This is a genomic window from Bradyrhizobium altum, from assembly GCF_020889705.1.
Lineage (GTDB): Bacteria > Pseudomonadota > Alphaproteobacteria > Rhizobiales > Xanthobacteraceae > Bradyrhizobium > Bradyrhizobium altum.
This window is the reverse complement of the sequence record NZ_JACMYP010000200.1, coordinates 1-16170: the sequence shown is the minus strand read 5'-3', so window position 1 is coordinate 16170 and position 16170 is coordinate 1. Positions and strand designations below refer to the sequence as shown.

At 64.2% G+C, this 16170-nt stretch carries 15 protein-coding genes; 8 read left to right on the top strand and 7 right to left on the bottom strand.

The window, feature by feature from the left end:
- From H8B02_RS34370 to mbfA, 3 genes are all read right to left on the bottom strand, one after another.
- The coding region (locus H8B02_RS34370) for an amidase family protein (RefSeq protein ID WP_312001483.1) at window positions 1–718 on the bottom strand (718 nt) is incomplete at its 3' end.
- Between the two features lie 161 nt (window positions 719–879).
- Window positions 880–1746, bottom strand: a complete 867-nt coding sequence (locus tag H8B02_RS34365; protein WP_229170289.1) for a hypothetical protein — start codon at window positions 1744–1746, stop codon at window positions 880–882.
- Between the two features lie 19 nt (window positions 1747–1765).
- Window positions 1766–2737, bottom strand: coding sequence for an iron exporter MbfA (gene mbfA / locus H8B02_RS34360; RefSeq protein WP_212311764.1), 972 nt, complete (start codon window positions 2735–2737; stop codon window positions 1766–1768).
- Window positions 2738–2902: 165 nt separating this feature from the next.
- Here mbfA and H8B02_RS34355 point away from each other — a divergent pair, with 165 nt between their 5' ends.
- Window positions 2903–3625 (top strand): hypothetical protein, encoded by a 723-nt coding sequence (locus H8B02_RS34355; RefSeq protein ID WP_229170288.1) that lies wholly within the window; start codon window positions 2903–2905, stop codon window positions 3623–3625.
- Window positions 3626–3703: 78 nt separating this feature from the next.
- Here H8B02_RS34355 and H8B02_RS34350 read toward each other — a convergent pair whose 3' ends face one another.
- Both H8B02_RS34350 and H8B02_RS34345 read right to left on the bottom strand, forming a co-directional pair.
- Entirely contained in the window at window positions 3704–4066 is a 363-nt protein-coding gene (locus tag H8B02_RS34350; protein ID WP_229170287.1) for a hypothetical protein, read from the bottom strand.
- A 212-nt stretch (window positions 4067–4278) separates the two neighbouring features.
- Entirely contained in the window at window positions 4279–5424 is a 1146-nt protein-coding gene (locus tag H8B02_RS34345; RefSeq protein WP_229170291.1) for an alpha/beta fold hydrolase, read from the bottom strand.
- A 104-nt stretch (window positions 5425–5528) separates the two neighbouring features.
- Between H8B02_RS34345 and H8B02_RS34340 the strand changes: the two genes are divergently transcribed.
- Complete coding sequence (locus H8B02_RS34340; RefSeq protein WP_229170286.1) at window positions 5529–6035, top strand: hypothetical protein; 507 nt, start codon at window positions 5529–5531, stop codon at window positions 6033–6035.
- A 244-nt stretch (window positions 6036–6279) separates the two neighbouring features.
- Here the strand turns inward: H8B02_RS34340 and H8B02_RS34335 are convergent, their stop codons facing one another.
- Window positions 6280–7824, bottom strand: coding sequence for an acyl-CoA synthetase (locus H8B02_RS34335; RefSeq protein WP_229170285.1), 1545 nt, complete (start codon window positions 7822–7824; stop codon window positions 6280–6282).
- A gap of 185 nt (window positions 7825–8009) precedes the next feature.
- Window positions 8010–9182 carry an acetyl-CoA C-acetyltransferase gene (locus tag H8B02_RS34330; RefSeq protein ID WP_229170284.1) on the bottom strand — a complete coding sequence of 391 codons (1173 nt, stop codon included), beginning with the start codon at window positions 9180–9182 and terminating at the stop codon, window positions 8010–8012.
- Window positions 9183–9302: 120 nt separating this feature from the next.
- Here H8B02_RS34330 and H8B02_RS34325 point away from each other — a divergent pair, with 120 nt between their 5' ends.
- The 6 genes from H8B02_RS34325 to H8B02_RS34300 form a co-directional block, all read left to right on the top strand.
- On the top strand, window positions 9303–10019 hold the full coding sequence (locus H8B02_RS34325; RefSeq protein ID WP_376711745.1) for a TetR family transcriptional regulator: 717 nt from the start codon (window positions 9303–9305) through the stop codon (window positions 10017–10019).
- A 96-nt stretch (window positions 10020–10115) separates the two neighbouring features.
- On the top strand, window positions 10116–10874 hold the full coding sequence (locus tag H8B02_RS34320) for an SDR family NAD(P)-dependent oxidoreductase (protein WP_066513200.1): 759 nt from the start codon (window positions 10116–10118) through the stop codon (window positions 10872–10874).
- Window positions 10875–11055: 181 nt separating this feature from the next.
- Window positions 11056–11862, top strand: a complete 807-nt coding sequence (locus H8B02_RS34315) for an enoyl-CoA hydratase/isomerase family protein (protein ID WP_229170290.1) — start codon at window positions 11056–11058, stop codon at window positions 11860–11862.
- A 41-nt stretch (window positions 11863–11903) separates the two neighbouring features.
- Window positions 11904–13772 (top strand): AMP-binding protein, encoded by a 1869-nt coding sequence (locus tag H8B02_RS34310; RefSeq protein ID WP_229170282.1) that lies wholly within the window; start codon window positions 11904–11906, stop codon window positions 13770–13772.
- A 77-nt stretch (window positions 13773–13849) separates the two neighbouring features.
- Complete coding sequence (locus H8B02_RS34305; RefSeq protein ID WP_229170281.1) at window positions 13850–14977, top strand: acyl-CoA dehydrogenase family protein; 1128 nt, start codon at window positions 13850–13852, stop codon at window positions 14975–14977.
- 118 nt (window positions 14978–15095) lie between these two features.
- The coding region (locus H8B02_RS34300) for an acyl-CoA dehydrogenase (RefSeq protein WP_229170280.1) at window positions 15096–16170 on the top strand (1075 nt) is incomplete at its 3' end.

Here is a 16170-nt window from a genome sequence, read left to right as displayed (position 1 = left end):
CCATCACATCGAGCAGCAGCGACAGGTCGGCCGCGCCGCGCGCCATCGGGCCGATCACCGCAAGGTCACGCTCGTAGATCAGCGGCGGCGCCGGCGGCGCGGTGTGGCCGCGAGACGCCAGCAGATCGAAGGTCGGCTTGTGCGCATAGATACCGCAGTGGAATCCCGGCACGCGCAGCGAGCCGCCGATGTCGGAGCCGAGCGACAATGCGCCGTAGCCCGCGGCAAGCGCCGCCGACGATCCGCCGGACGAGCCGCCCGGCGTGCGGCCGAGGTCGTAAGGGTTGTTGGTGGTGCCGTAAATCTCGTTGTAGCTCTGCCAGTCGGCGAGGGCGACCGGCACGTTGGTCTTGCCGAGGATGACGCCGCCGGCGTCCTTCACCCGCGTGATCGAGAGCGCGTCTTCCGCCGGCACGAAATCCTTTTGCGGCGGGAAGCCCCAGGTGGTCGGCAATCCGGCGACGTTGAAGGATTCCTTCACCGTCATGGGAATGCCGAGCAGCGGCTTGTGCTCGCCGCGCGCGATCGCGGCATCGGCAGCGCGGGCAGCAGCGAGGCCGCGCTCGAAATCGCGCACGCAAACCGCGTTGACCTTGCCGTCATGGCGCTCGATGCGGCCGATCGCATCTTGTGCGAGCTCGACGGCGGAGACCTGCTTGTTGTGCAGGGCTTTCGACAGTTCGACAGCGGTCTTGAAACTGTATTGCGATTTGGCCACGGCGTGCTCCCTGATTTTGGCGGCGATCATGCGCAGAATGGAGCGGGCGGGCAAGACCGGCTTGATCGCAATTGCGCTGGCGCGCCGCGTCGACGTCACACATCGCCTAACGCGATCGTGATCATCGGGCTCTGCCTGATGCCGGGGAGGCCGACGCGCGCCTAGTAAGGCGCGCTGCGCGCCGACAAATGCGCCATTGGATTGACGGGGCCGCTCGCGCTGGCGCGCTCGCTGCTCTCCTTGGTCCCGGGCACCGGGAAGGCGTATCCGATGATGGTCTTGACGACGAGCCGGTCGGATGCCCGCGTCAGGCCGTAGCCGACGCCGAAGTCGATGTCGACATCGCCCACCTTGAAGTCGGTCACCGCGAACAGCGTGTGCTGCTGCTCGGCAAGCGGGCTGAAGTCGCCGATCTTGCCGAAATCGGCGTAGTATTCGAGGCCGACATACACATCGTCCTTCAACTTGCGCGCCACGCGCGCGGCGGGAGCGAAATCCGCCTCGCCATATTTGCCGAAGCCGACGTCGACGATCGGATTGACGATGAATTCATAGTCCGCGTTGCGCACGCCGATGATCGGCCGGATTTCGAGGCCCCAGCGGGTCTGCGCGAATTTCGGCATCTGGTAGCTCAGCTCGAAATTGATGCCGTAGAACAAATTGCGCTTGTCGGCGTTGGGCGACACGAACAGCGTGCGCAGCTTGAATGCGTCGGACAGGAATTGCCGGTCCTGCACGGCGAACGGCAGATAGAGCCCGAGCTCCCACCAATCCGTCATGCCATAGGCAAACTCCGGTGTGCCGTTGAGGCTGCCGTTGGAGGGAAAGCCGCCGGGGAAGGGCGGATCCTTTTGGCCGATGCCGACATAGTTGAGATGTTGCTGGACGGTGAACTGGCCGACCGCCGCGATGCCGGCATTGTAGACCTGGATCTCGTCGGTCGCCTGCGCGCGACCACTGCATCCGAGCGCGCCCAGCATGGTCAATGCTGTGCCGGCCAGAACGCGATGTTTGCGGAGACGGCACATCAGATACCTCGATTCCGCGCTACGCGGCGCCGATCAATATGCCGACCGCGAGCACGATCGCGCCGCCGAGCACGATCTGGAACACCGCTTGCAGGAACGGCGTGTCCATGTAGCGCGAGCGGATGAAGGCGATCGCCCACAACTCGAAGAACACCACGATCCCGGCGATCGCGGTCGCGATCCAGAATGCGTTCGGCCAGGCGTCGGGCACCAGATAGGGAATGGTGTGGCCGAGACCTCCGAGCGTCGTCATCAATCCGCAGGTGATGCCCCGCAGCCAGGGCGAGCCGCGGCCGGTCAGCGAGCCGTCGTCGGACAGCGCTTCCGCAAAGCCCATGCTGATGCCGGCGCCGATCGAGGCCGCAAGGCCGACCAGAAAGGTCTGCCAGTTGTGATGCGTGGCGAAGGCGGCGGCGAACAGCGGCGCCAAGGTCGAGACCGAGCCGTCCATCAGTCCGGCGAGGCCCGGCTGCACATATTGCAGTACGAACATCCGCCGCCGCGTGCGGTCTTCCTCCGCGCGCACGTCGGGCTTGAGGATCTCGCCGGTCAGGCGGACGGCGAGCTTCTCGTGGCCCTTCTCCTCCTCGGCGAGATCGCCGAGCAGCCGGCGCACGCCGACATCTTCGGCCCTTTCGGCGGCGCGGGCATAGAAGCGCTCGGCCTCCAGCTCCATGGTCTCGACTTCCTTGCGGATGGTGTCGAGCGGCAGGTTCTTGGTCAGCCAGATCGGGCGCCGGCGCAGAAAGCCTTTGACGTCCTCGCGCCGGATCGGTGGCAGATGCGGGCCGAAGCGCTGCTCGTAGGTTTCGAGCAGACGGTGGCGATGGCCGCGCTCTTCCTCCGCCATCTCTTCGAAGATCTTTGCGGTATCTGGATAACGTTCGGTGAGGTCCTCCGCGAAGGACATGTAGATGCGGCTGTCCTCCTCCTCGGAGGCAATCGCGACCGCCAGCACCTCGCGCTCGGTCAAATCGGCGAAATTCTTCACGGCAACACCTTGTTTACGGAGTTTAGAATTAGAATAATTCTAATATTTGTTCGTCAGGCCGAGGTCAATCCTGGATGGGTGCCTCTCTGCCCGTTCGTGATCAAGATCAGGGGAACTAGGCTGTGCTACGTCCGTTCGAGTTCCTGCTGTGCACGAGAGGATGCCATGGACACCGTCAAATTCCGTCTGAACGATGCGCGACTGGCGCCGCGGCAGACGAAACTCGAGATTCCGGGCTGGGCCGGCAACCGTGAGCCGCGCAGCGATGGTTCGCGCGAGCAGGTCTGGCATTGCGTGCCGTTCTCGGAAGGCGCGCAATACGGGATCGAGCTGTTCTATCCCTATGATTTCGAGCTGCACGTCACCACGAAGGACGGAAGGTTACAACTCGACGCCGATTGGGGTGAGCCGCCGGACAGCGGCGTGCAGTGGCCGCCGTTCCGGAATTTCGGCGACGCGTTCTACACCTATCAGATATTGCTCGATCTCAAGGTCGAGAAGGGCATGGCGATCCGTACCGAACCGCATCCGCGCTTCTACACCGATCGCTCCGACACCGTGCCGATCGCCGTTCCGGCGCTCGTGCGCAATTGGTGGCCGATGATGTTCTTCACGGTGTTCAAGGCGCCGGCGGAAGGGCGCACCCACATTTTCCGGCCGAACGAGCCGTTCGCCCAGATCATCGTGATTCCCGAGGAAGCGAACTTTCAGCTCGAGCAGATGAGCGAGGAGGAGGCCGCCGAACGCGAATTGCAGGCGCGCCGCATCTACAACAATCGGCCCAAACTGGCCGCCGGAACGGAATGGACGTCGTCATCGGACACGGTGTTCGACGGCACATATCGCCATCTGCACCGCGCCGCAAAGGAGAAGGCGCGCAACGATTGAGCGAGATGCCGCATCACAGTTGACAAAACAACGGGGCCCGCGGGCCCCGTTGTGGTATCGCCGATCGGTCGCCATCGCTCAATAATCGCGACGGTAGAAGCTGTGATGATGGTGGTGATGATGGTGATGGTGGTAGCGCCGATAGCGCGGCACCACGATGACCGGGCGCTCGTAGTAGTCGCGGCGATAGTAGCCGTGATGGTGGTGGTGATGGTGGTGGTGGTAGTACTGTGCAAGCTGCACGTTCTCGCGGACCGGAACGGGCGCAGCCTCGTCGAGCGCCTGCAGCTTTGCGGAGGCGTTCGAGATCGGCTCCAGCAGGTCCGCGTATGAGTTTGCCTGCAGAACGTCGGCCGGGTTCGGCCCAGGCGCAGCTTCGGCGGCACCGACCGCGTTGAACGCGGCCACCGCTCCCAGAAGTCCAGCGATTTTCTTATCCATCTTTGCTCTCCTCAAAAAGTCGCCGGACCGAGCGCCGGTTTGTAGCAACGCCAATCATTGCCCAATGTTTCGTGAACCGCGCATTAACGCCCTGTGACGGGATCGTGGCGGCAGGCACCCGCATCTGACGCGGGACGGATGCCGGTTCGCGCAAAGAAAACCCGCCAAAACAAGAATCTAGAGCGACTGATTCGATCAGAACCGAAGTGGCTCTAGCTTGCACGCGCGAGGAACTGAAGCAGCAGCCGGCTCTCTTCGTCCGGCTGCTCCTGCTGCACCCAGTGGCCGGCGCCGTCGACCAGATGGCAGCCGATCATTTTGGTACAGGCCCTGGTCTGCATCGCCTCGAACACGCCAGGCCGCTGATAGGTGCCCCAATCCTGCTTGCCCGAGATGAACGCGGACGGCTGGTCGATGCTGCGGCCGCTCCAGGTTTGCAATTCCGGAGTGAACGCGCCTGACGTCCCGCAGCGATACCATTGCAGCCCGCCCTGGAATCCCGTGCGCTGATACTCCGCGCTGTAATAGGCGAGGTCGCGGTCCGGCAGCCATGCGTTGGCGGCGATCGCCTGGCGCGACGGCATCTCTTCGGCCACCGTCGCGGCCATGTCCTTGGCGAGGTCCATCACATAGTAGGTCGGCAGTTTGGCCAGCTCCCCCGCCGACCAGGATTGCAGCGGATACGGCTTGTTGTCTTTCCAGTCCGCGCTCTTGTGATGGTAGTAGGCGCGCAGGAAGTCGTGCACCCCCTGTGGGGCGCGATGCATGTCGGCATTGGCCGGACCCGTCGAATAGTACCATTGGTAGTGCTTGCGCGGACGCGGCAGCGCCGCCAGCTCGCGATGCACGGGGTCCTCGCTCGCGGGTTTCGCGGGCTCACTTGCGGTGTTGAACGGCAGCGACGGCGTTCCTCCGAACGGCGCGCTCATCATGACGACAGCGCGGAACACGTCTGGGCGGATCAGCGCGCACCATGCCGCGACCGACGAGCCGAAATCGTGGCCGATCACGGCATCGACGTGCGTGTAGCCGAACGCTGCGACCAGCCCGAGCGCATCGCGCACCAGATTGGGCAGGCGGAATGATGTGAGGTCGCCGTCATAATCCGCGCTCCAGCCTGTGGTGCGGCCATAGCCGCGTTGGTCCGGCGCGATCACGTGATAGCCGGCCGCGGCGAGCTTCGGCATCACCTTGCGCCAGGAAAACGCCAGCTCCGGAAAGCCGTGCAGCAGCAACAGGCAAGGCCGGCCGGATGTTTCGAAACCCGCCTCCAGCACATGCATCCGCAGGCCGTTGATCCCGTCGACATAACGCGAGCGGATGGTGGCGGGGAGCGGGACGTCGGGGAGCGTTTCCATCGTGCAGATCACCTGTTGGGCATCGCCGCAGAACCAGCGCATTTTGCTGTATGCTGGCGGCCATCGATTCACGATAGCAACTTTGGCCACGGGATGCATACCGCATGCGCCACGCGAGGATTGCAGAGCTGCCCGGCTCGATGTCGCGTCTCGGCCTGATGATCGTGGCCGCCGGCCTGGTGCTGATGCCTGCGGTCCGTGCGGCCGACATCAAGGAGCTCACCGAAAAATTGCCGCGCGCCTATATCGGCGAATTCCTGTGGGATGGCGACAGCACGGTGCAGAACGTCGTCATCACCTTCGACAAGGTGCAGGCCTTGAACGAGCAGAATGCGGAGGCACGCGGCTGCGGTTCATATGAGGTCGGCCGTCACGTGACCAGGATCGGCGTGCAGATGTTCATCCGGCTGTCCGATCTCGAGGTCGAGATCTTTGAACGGTCGCCCGATGGCAATGGAGCGTTCGAGACCGACGGCAGCCATCGCGGCAAGCTGTCGGAAGATTTTCAGCAGATCGATGCGCAATGGACCAGCACGGCATCAGGCAAGCACGGCCAACTGCATTTGCGTGCCGCGGCGTCGGTGGCATGCGGACCGGCGGAGGATTTGTAGGTCTGCGTCAGGAGAGCCGGCGGGCTGGGCTGCGTGCGCTCTTCGTCCTCCCTTGGAGGGGGCGAGACGAGCGGAGCTCGCTCTGGGGTCGGTTCGCATGAAATGCGAACCGAGGTGGGGTGAAGGTCCCTCGTATCGGGCGCTGCCGTGTTGAGAGATCACCCCACCCCGTCTCACATCTCGCTTCGCTCGTTGTGAGCCGACCCTGCCCCTCCAGGGCCCTCCAGGGGAGGGTGAAGCGCGGCTACGCCTTGGCCGGAGCCTGCGGCCAGTACCTGTCACGCAGATGCCGCTTCACCAGTTTCCCGGTCGGGGTACGCGGCAGCTCTTGCTCGAAGTCGATGCTCTTCGGGCATTTGATCGGCGACAGATGCTGGCGGCAGAACGCGATCAGCTCGGCCTCGAGCTCCTTGCCGGCCCTGGTGATGTCGTGCGGCTGCACCACGGCCTTGACCTCTTCGCCCATCTCCTCGTTCGGCACGCCGAACACCGCGACGTCGGAGACCGCGGGATGCGTGATCAGCACGTCCTCGGTCTCCTGCGGATAGATGTTCACGCCGCCGGAGATGATCATGTAGCTCTTGCGGTCGGTGAGATAGAGGAAGCCCTCTTCGTCGAGGTAGCCGACGTCGCCGAGCGTCGACCAGCCCTTGGCGTTGTAGGCCTTCTTCGTCTTCTCGGGATCGTTGTGATAGGCGAAAACCGGCGCGTCGGCGAAATAGACTTGGCCGATCTGGCCGGTCGGCGCCTCCTCGTCGTTCTCGTCGAGAATCTTGACCTTGCCGACCACGGCGCGGCCGACCGTGCCGCGATGGGTCAGCCATTGCTGCGAAGTCGAGACGGTGACACCGTTGCCTTCGGAGCCGGCGTAATACTCGATCAGGATCGGTCCCCACCATTCGATCATCTTCGCTTTCACGTCGACGGGGCAGGGCGCGGCGGCGTGGATCGCACCCTTCAGCGATGAGACCTTGTAGCGGGCGCGGACCTCGTCGGGCAGCTTCAGCATGCGCACGAACATGGTCGGCACCAGCTGCGACTGCGTCACCTTGTGCTTCTCGACCTGCTTCAAGAATTCCTCCGCGTCGAAATGCTCCATGATGACGGAGGTGCCTCCCAGCACGGTTGCCATCATGTTGAAGCGCAGCGGAGCCGCGTGATAGAGCGGCGCGGGCGACAGATAGATGCTGTCGGCGTTCATGCCGCACATATCGGCGGTGAGGATCCGCAGGAACGGGTTCGGCACGTCGATCCGGTTGCCCTCGAATTCCTTCTTGATGCCCTTGGGCCGGCCGGTGGTGCCGGAGGAATACAGCATGTCGTAGCCGGCGACCTCGTCGGCAACCGGCGTGGTCGGCTGCGCGCCGGCCTCCTTGTCATAGGAGCGAAAGCCCGGGGCCGGCTCGTCCATCATATAGAACAGCGGTTCGCCCGGCTCGCCCTTGATCAGGCCCTTCACCTTGTCGGCGCATTGCGGCGTGGTAATGAACACCTTCGCTCCGCAATCCCTAATGATGTAGGCGATCTCCTCTTCGGTCAGGTAGCGGCTGATCGCCGTGTAATAAAGCCCCGAGCGCTGCGCGGCCCAGCAGATCTCCATGAAGGCGAGGCGGTTTTCCATCAGTAGCGCGATGTGGTCACCGGCCTTCAGGCCGAGCGAGCGGAACAGATGCGCGCCCTGGTTGGAGAGCTCGTCGAGCTCGCGATAGGTGATCGCCTTGCCGGACGCCGCCATCTGGTAGGCGATCTTGTTCGGATGGTTGCGCGCGTGGATGGAGGGATGGGTCAAAGACGTTTCCTCAAATACTGTGGTCGTCCCGGCGAAAGCCGGAACCCATAACCACCGACTTTTGTTGTTGACTGAGTTGGGGCCGCAGCCCGGCATAACCACAAGCACCTGTGGTTATGGGTCCCGGCTCAAGGCCGGGACGACACCTTTTGTGTGGAGGCCGCTACGGCCTCACCGGATGTTTCTTACAGCCGCTCGACGATCGTTACGTTCGCCATGCCGCCGCCTTCGCACATGGTCTGCAGGCCGTAGCGCTTGTTGCGCTGCTTGAGCGCGTGCAGCAGCGTCGTCATCAGCTTGGTGCCGGAGCCGCCGAGCGGATGGCCGAGCGCGATCGCGCCGCCATTGACGTTGAGCCGGGCCGGATCGGCGCCGGTGGTCTTCAGCCACGCGGTCGGCACCGAGGCGAACGCCTCGTTGACCTCGAACAGGTCGATGTCGTCGATTGTCATGCCGGCCTTCTGCAGCGCGCGCTGGGTTGCCGGCAGCGGTGCTTCCAGCATGATCACGGGATCGCCGCCCATCATGGTGAGGTGATGGATGCGCGCCATCGGCTTGACGCCGAGCGCCTTGAGGCCTTTCTCGTTGACGACCATGACGCCGGAGGCGCCGTCGCAGATCTGGCTGGCGCTGGCCGCGGTCAGCTTGCCGTTCTCGGCGATCAGCTTGACGCCCTTGATGCCGTCGAGGCTGGCGTCGAAGCGGATGCCTTCGTCGATGTGGTGGGTGTCGGTCGAGCCGTCGGCGCGGGTGATGGTCACCGGCACGATCTCGTCCTTGAAGTGGCCGGCTTGCGTGGCCGCGATCGCGCGCTGATGGCTATTGTAGGAATATTCGTCGAGCTCGTCCTTCGACAGGCCGTACTTCTCGGCCATCATCTCCGCGCCGGTGAACTGGCTGAAGACGATGTTCGGATACTTCGCCTCGATGCCCGGGCTCTTGTAGTGGCCGAAGCCGTTCTTGGCGGGCAGCGAGGAGGCGAGCCCCATCGGCACGCGGGTCATCGATTCCACGCCGGCCGCGATCACGCAGTCCATGGTGCCGCTCATCACGGCCTGCGCCGCGAAGTGCAGCGCCTGCTGCGAGGAGCCGCACTGGCGGTCGATCGAGGTCGCGGGCACGCTCTCCGGCAGCTTCGAGGCCATCACCGCGTTGCGGGCGACATTGTTGGACTGCTCGCCGGCCTGCATCACGCAGCCCATGATCACGTCCTCGACCTGCGCCGGGTCGGCACCTGATCGTTCGACCAGCGCATCGAGCACAGTCGCGGCCAGATCGGCCGGATGCCAACCGGAAAGACGCCCTCCCTTGCGGCCGCCGGCGGTGCGGGCGGCTGCGACGATATATGCCTCGGCCATGTCTGATCTCCCTGATGTTTCTGGATTGGGCGGTTTTTAAAGTTGGGCCGGATTTAAGGGGCGGCTCAGCATTTAGTCAATCAATCAATTAACTCTTGAGTGCAGCCCCGCCATGGGCTTATGTGCGGCCTCGATTTACCGTCGAGCCCAACACAGAGCGGGACCAGAGCGCAGTTGAATACCAGCGTACCGACGAAACTTCCGGCCGGCAAAAATGCCACTGCCGACAAGCTATTGGTCGCAGCCAGCGAGCTGATGATCGAGCGCGCCTCGATCGAGGTTTCGCTGTCCGACATCGCCCAGAAGTCGGGCGTCAACGCCGCGCTCGTGAAATATCATTTCGGCAACAAGGACGGGCTGTTGCTGGCGCTGCTCGCGCGCGACGCCGCCACCGAGATCTCGCAACTCGAATATCTCATCAGCCAGCCGATCACGCCGTCCGCGAAACTGCGGCTGCATATCGGCGGCATCATCCGCGCCTATCACCAGTTCCCCTATATGAACCGGCTAATCCATTATCTCCTGCACGAGAGCTCGACTGCCGCCGCGAACGAGGTGTCGAAATTTTTCGTCGCGCCGCTTTTGGATTTTCACCGCCGGCTGCTCGCCGAGGGCATCAAGGCCGGCGAATTCCGCAAGATCGATCCGGTGCTGTTCTACACCAGCCTGATCGGCGCCTGCGATCACCTGTTCTTCGGCCGCCACGCAATGTCGCGCGCGGTCGGTGTCGGTCCGGTCACCGACGAGGTCTGCCGCGATTACATCAGGCACATGGAAGCCTTGATCTTCGGCGGCGTGCTGGAAGCGAAGGAATCGCGAATGGCGAATAGCGAGTAGCGGATTGGGAGAGGTCATCTCTTCCACTCGCCATTCGCGGCTCATCATTCGCCATAACAAGTCTAGAGAAGAAACGCCCAAGGAAAGGTTGTTCCCATGCAGTTGAAAGACGTTGCCGTTCTCATCACCGGCGGTGGCTCCGGCCTCGGTGCCGCCACCGCCCGCGCCATGGCCGCCAAGGGCGCCAAGATCGGCGTGATCGACCAGAACAAGGAAAACGCCGAGAAGGTCGCTGCCGAAGTGAAGGGCGTTGCCCTGCACGCCGACGTCACCGACGAGGAAGCGATCAAGGCGGCGATCGCCAAGGCCGAGGCCGCGCACGGCATCGCGCGCGTGCTGATGAACTGCGCCGGCATCGGCGGCTCGCAGCGCATCGTCGGCAAGGATGGCGTTTATCCGCTGGCGAAGTTCGTCCGCATCATCAACGTCAATTTGATCGGCACCTTCAACGTGCTGCGCCTGTTCGCCGAGCGGCTGGCGACCGAGGCTCCGATCGGCGAGGAGCGCGGCGTCGCGATCAACACCGCGTCGGTTGCGGCCTATGAAGGCCAGATCGGCCAGATCGCCTATTCGGCGTCGAAGGGCGGTGTCGTCGGTCTCACGCTGCCGGCCGCGCGCGACCTCGCCAGCCTGAAGATCCGTGTCAACACCATTGCACCCGGCCTGTTCCTGACGCCGCTGCTGATGGGTCTCAACGAGGAAGCCCGCAAGAGCCTGGGTGCCCAGGTGCCGCATCCGGCCCGCCTCGGCGATGCCTCGGAGTACGGCAATCTCGCCGTCCACATCGTCGAGAACCCGATGCTCAATGGCGAAACGATCCGCCTCGACGGCGCCATCCGCATGGCGCCGCGCTAACGGCGAGTTCCGCTGTCGTCCCTGCCTTGCGCGCAATTGCGCGCTGGAGCAGGGACCCATACTCCGCGCCGTCTGTAACAGGCAAACCTGGCAGACGTCGCGCAAAACAACAAAAGCCTGTGGTTATGGGTCCCGGCTCGCGCTTCGCTTGGCCGGGACGACGGTCGGGAGGACCATGCGCGTGTCTCAGCCGCTGCTGATCGAACATCACGACGGAACAGATTGGGTCACGCTCAATCGCCCCGAGAGCCTCAACGCGCTCGATCCCGCGCTGATCGATGCGCTCAATACCTATTTTCAGGGCCTGCAGCGCAATCGCGACACCCGCGTCGTGGTGCTGAAGGGCGCCGGCGCGAATTTCTGCGCCGGGCTTGACCTCAAGCATGCGATGGCGCGCCGCGGCGGGCAGACCGAGCCGCCTGGCGTCACGGAGTCGCTCGACTCGCAGCGCCGCATTGCCGACATCGTGATGCTGATGCGGCGCTGTCCGCAGCCGATCATCGCGCTGGTGCAGGGCGCGGCTGCTGGCGGCGGCTTCGCGCTGGCGCTCGCGGCCGACATCCGCATCGCGGCCAAGAACGTGCGGATGAACTGCGCCTTCATCAAGCTCGGCCTTGGCGGCTGCGACATCGGCACCAGCTACTTCCTGCCGCGCCTCGTCGGCGTGTCGGTTGCCTCTGAATTGATCCTCACCGGGCGTTTCATCCATGCCGACCGTGCGCTTGCGGTTGGCCTGGTGTCCGAGGTGGTCGAGGCGGCCGATCTCGACGCCGCGGCCAATCCTTACGTCGAGGCGATGATGACGGCCTCGCCGGTCGGCCTCCGCCTCTCGAAGGAATGCATCAACATGAGCGTCGATGCCGGCTCGATCGAGGCCGTGATTGCGATGGAGGATCGCAACCAGGTGTTGTGCAGCCGCTCGGAAGATTTTCAGGAGGGCATCAAGGCCTTTCTCGAGAAACGAAAGCCTGTCTATATCAGGCGCTGAGAACAGATCCTCAAAAGGACAAGAATTCCGGGACACGCAAAATGGATGGAGACGCGGCGATGCTGACGAAGCCTGCCTTTCGCAAGGTGGATTGGCTCGCGCGTGACATCGCGGTCGAGCGGCGCGCTGACGGTACCGTCGTCCTGAAGTCGCGGATTCCGCTGCAGGCCTACGAGACGCATATCCCGGCCTATCTCGCCAAATGGGCCGCGCAGGCGCCGGAGCGGATCTGGCTGGCGCAACGCGGCGGCCCCGACCGGCAATGGCGCAAGGTCTCCTATGGTGAAGCCAAGCGCGCCGTCGATGCGCTGACGCAAGGCCTGCTCAATCTCCGTATTACCGATGGCCGGCCCGTCGCGATCCTCTCAGGCAATTCGATCGAGCACGCGCTGATGACGCAGGCCGCGATGCAGGCACGGCTACCGGCGGCGCCGGTGTCGCCCGCCTATTCGCTGATGAGCCAGGATCACCTCAAGCTCAAATATCTGTTCAATCTGATCAAGCCCGCCGTCGTCATGGTGCAGGACGGCCCGACCTTCGAGAAGGCGCTGAAGGCGATCGATCTCACCGGCATCACGATCATTCACGTCCTGCGTCCCTGCGAGGGGATCAAGAGCACAGCCTTTGCCGAGCTCGCAGCAACGCCGGTGACAGCCGATGTCGGCGCGTCGATTGCGAAGATCACGCCTGACACCGTCGGCAAGCTGCTGTTCACCTCGGGCTCGACCGGCATGCCCAAGGCCGTCATCAACACCCAAGAGATGATGTGCGCCAATGCGGCGATGATGATGCAGGTGCGCCCACGTGAAACGGCCGGCCCGATCCCGACCGTGCTCGACTGGATGCCGTGGAATCACACCATGGGCGGCAATGCCGCGTTCAACCCGGTGCTGGTCGACGGCGGCACGCTCTATATCGACGACGGCCGGCCGATGCCGGGCCAGCTCGAGGAGACCATCCGGAATCTGCGCGAGGTGTCGCCGACCTACTACGCCAATGTGCCGGCCGGCTATGCCGCGCTCGCGGCTGCAATGGAAAAGGACGAGGCGCTGTGCCGGAGCTTCTTCAAGAACCTCTCGATCATGGCCTATGGCGGCGCGCGGCTGCCCGACGATCTCTATGACCGGATGCAGGCGCTGGCCGTGAAGACCACGGGCGAGCGCATCGTGTTCTACACCGGCTGGGGCTCGACCGAGACCGCGCCGACCTCGACCGGCACCTATTGGGACACCGAGCGCGTTGGCCTGATCGGCCTGCCGTTCCCCGGCGTCGAGCTGAAGATGGTGCCGTGCGGCTCGAAATACGAATTGCGGCTGCGCGGCGTCAACGTCACGCCGGGCTATTTCGGCCAGCTGGATCTCACGGCAAAGATGTTCGACGAGGAAGGCTTCTACTGCATCGGCGATGCCGGCGTGTTCGTCGATCCCGATGATCCGCTGCAGGGCATCATCTTTGCCGGCCGCGTGGTCGAGGATTTCAAGCTGACGACCGGCACCTTCGTCCATGTCGGCTCGCTGCGCACCGATGCGATATCGGCTGCGACGCCGGTCGTGCATGACGCGCTGGTCGCGGGGCAGGATCGTGAGTTCATCGGCCTGCTGTGCTGGCCGAACCTGCATGCCTGCCGCCAGCTCGCCGGCAATGCGGACGCAACCTATGAGGATGTGATCCGGCATCCCGAGGTGGTCGCCTGCCTCAGGAAAGGTTTGCAGGCGCACAATGCATCTTGCACCGGCAGCAGCATGCACATCGCGCGTGCGATGCTGATGGCCGAGCCGCCGTCGATCGACGGCAACGAGCTCACCGACAAGGGCTACATCAACCAGCGCGCCGGCCTCGAACGCCGCGCCGCGCTGGTCGAGCAACTCTACGCCGGCAAGCCCGGCGACGAGGTGATCATTTTGAACTGACCGTAGGATGGGTAGAGCGCAGCGAAACCCATCATCTCTGACGAAGCCAACGAACAACAGCAACGCGGGTAAGCGCCATGAATTTCGATTTCTCCGACGAACAGAAGCAGATGCGCGACGAGGCGCGGAAGTACCTCGCCGAACAATGCCCGCCCAAGGCCGTGCGCGAGGTGCTCGACGGCAAGGCGCCCTATGATAAGGCGCTGTGGAAGGGCCTCGCCGAGATGGGCTTCCTCGGCGTCGCGATTCCGGAGAAGTTTGGCGGCGCTGGCGCCGGTCATCTCGAGCTCTGCGTGATCGCCGAGGAAATGGGCCGCGCGCTGGCGCCGGTGCCGTTCTCCTCCACCGTCTATCTCGCCGCCGAAGCGATCCTGATCGCTGGCAGTGACGTGCAGAAGCAGAAGTGGCTGCCGAAGATCGCCTCCGGCGATGCCATCGGCACGCTGGCGCTGTTCGAGGGCAAGGGCAACCCGTCGCCGAAGGCCATCAACGTCACGGCCAATGGCGGTGTGCTCAATGGCGTCAAGAAGCCGGTCGCCGACGGCGCGATCGCCGATTTCGCCGTGGTGGCCGCGCGCACCGGTTCGAGCGGACGCGAGTCCGATATCTCGCTGTTCATCGTTGATCTCAAGGCCGGCGGCGTCGAGGTCAAGTCGCTGACCAGCATCGATCTGACCCGCGGCCAGGCCGAGATCGCCTTCAAGGACGCCAAAGCCGAGTCGCTCGGCGCCACCGGCGAGGGCTGGAGCGTGATCACCCAGGTGCTGGATCGTGCAGCCGTGTTGATGGCGTTCGAGCAGGTCGGCGGTGCCGACCGCGCGCTCGAAATGGGCCGCGACTATGCGCTCGACCGCATCGCGTTCGGCCGTCCGATCGGCTCGTTCCAGGCGGTCAAGCACATGCTGGCCGACATGTATGTGTCGGCGACGCTGGCGCGCTCGAACTGCTACTACGGCGCCTGGGCGCTCTCGACCAATGCCGGCGAACTGCCCGAAGCGGCCGCCGCCGCGCGCATCAGCGCAACGCAGGCGTTCCAGCACTGCGCCAAGAACAACATCCAGGTCCATGGCGGCATGGGCTTCACCTGGGAGTTCGACTGCCACATGTACTACCGCCGCGCCAACGCGGTGGCGCTCGGCCTCGGCAGCCTGTCCTATTGGGAAGACGCGCTGATCGACCGCATGCGCAAGAAGAACGCGGCGTAACCGTTGATGATTTGTAAGATGGGTAGAGCGCAGCGAAACCCATCATGACGCGGGCGGTCGAAAGATGGGTTTCGCTTCGCTCTACCCATCCTACGACACCGGCGAAGGATGACAGACCATGAATTTCGACGACGCCCCGAAGGAGGCCGCATTCCGCGCCGAGGCGAAAGCCTGGATCGCGGCCAATGCGCCGAAGCAATATGAGGAGGAGCTGCGCAAGGCCTCGCTCGGCCGCGTTCAGCTCAAGGGCGCCAACATTCTCGAGGTCGCGAAGGCCTGGCAGAAAAAGAAGGCCGACGCCGGCTGGGCCTGCCTGCACTGGCCGAAGGAGTATGGCGGCCGCGGCGCCTCGCCGATCGAGCGCGTGATCTGGCAGCAGGAGGAGGGCCCGTTCGGCCGCCTCAGCTCGATGTTCATCATCGGCCACGGCATGTGCGGCCCGACCATGATGGCATTCGCCGGCGAGGAGCAGAAGCGCAAATATCTGCCGCCGCTGGCCTCCGGCGAGAAGGTCTGGTGCCAGTTGTTCTCCGAGCCCGCCGGTGGCTCCGACGTCGCGGGCCTGCGCACCCGCGCCGAGAAGCAGGGCGACGAATGGGTGATCAACGGCCAGAAGATCTGGACCTCGGGCGCGCATTATTCCGACTACGGCATCCTCCTGACCCGCACCGACCCGACGGTCGCCAAGCACAAGGGCCTCACCATGTTCTTCCTGGACATGAAGAGCCCGGGCGTTGAGGTCAGGCCGATCAAGCAGGCGAGTGGCGCCTCCGACTTCAACGAGGTCTATTTCACCGACGTGCGCATTCCGGACGTGCAGCGGCTCGGCAATGTCAATGACGGCTGGAACGTGTCGCTGACGACGCTGATGAACGAGCGGATGTCGATCGGCGCGGGCGTTGCCACCGGCTTCCCCGAGCTGTTCGATTTCTGCAACAGCCTGATGCTGGAGGATGGCCCCGCGATCGAGAACCGCGCGGTGCGCTCGAAGCTTGCGAACTGGGCGGTGAAGGCGAGCGGGCTGAAATACACCAGCATGCGCGCGATCTCCGCGCTCTCCCGTGGTGAACGCCCGGGGCCCGAGAACTCGATCGGCAAGCTGGTCGCCGGCTCGATGATCCAGGACGTCGCAACCTACGCGCTCGACCTGCAAGGCGCCGCGGGCGCCTTGAGCGGGCCTGAGGATGCCGAGG

Coding starts and splice junctions, on each gene's coding strand:
- H8B02_RS34365 (WP_229170289.1), bottom strand. CDS start 1,746: ATGTGCCGTCTCCGCAAACATCGCGTTCTGGCCGGCACAGCATTGACC.
- H8B02_RS34355 (WP_229170288.1), top strand. CDS start 2,903: ATGGACACCGTCAAATTCCGTCTGAACGATGCGCGACTGGCGCCGCGG.
- H8B02_RS34310 (WP_229170282.1), top strand. CDS start 11,904: ATGGATGGAGACGCGGCGATGCTGACGAAGCCTGCCTTTCGCAAGGTG.
- H8B02_RS34345 (WP_229170291.1), bottom strand. CDS start 5,424: ATGGAAACGCTCCCCGACGTCCCGCTCCCCGCCACCATCCGCTCGCGT.
- H8B02_RS34340 (WP_229170286.1), top strand. CDS start 5,529: ATGCGCCACGCGAGGATTGCAGAGCTGCCCGGCTCGATGTCGCGTCTC.
- H8B02_RS34305 (WP_229170281.1), top strand. CDS start 13,850: ATGAATTTCGATTTCTCCGACGAACAGAAGCAGATGCGCGACGAGGCG.
- H8B02_RS34350 (WP_229170287.1), bottom strand. CDS start 4,066: ATGGATAAGAAAATCGCTGGACTTCTGGGAGCGGTGGCCGCGTTCAAC.
- H8B02_RS34330 (WP_229170284.1), bottom strand. CDS start 9,182: ATGGCCGAGGCATATATCGTCGCAGCCGCCCGCACCGCCGGCGGCCGC.
- H8B02_RS34320 (WP_066513200.1), top strand. CDS start 10,116: ATGCAGTTGAAAGACGTTGCCGTTCTCATCACCGGCGGTGGCTCCGGC.
- H8B02_RS34325 (WP_376711745.1), top strand. CDS start 9,303: ATGTGCGGCCTCGATTTACCGTCGAGCCCAACACAGAGCGGGACCAGA.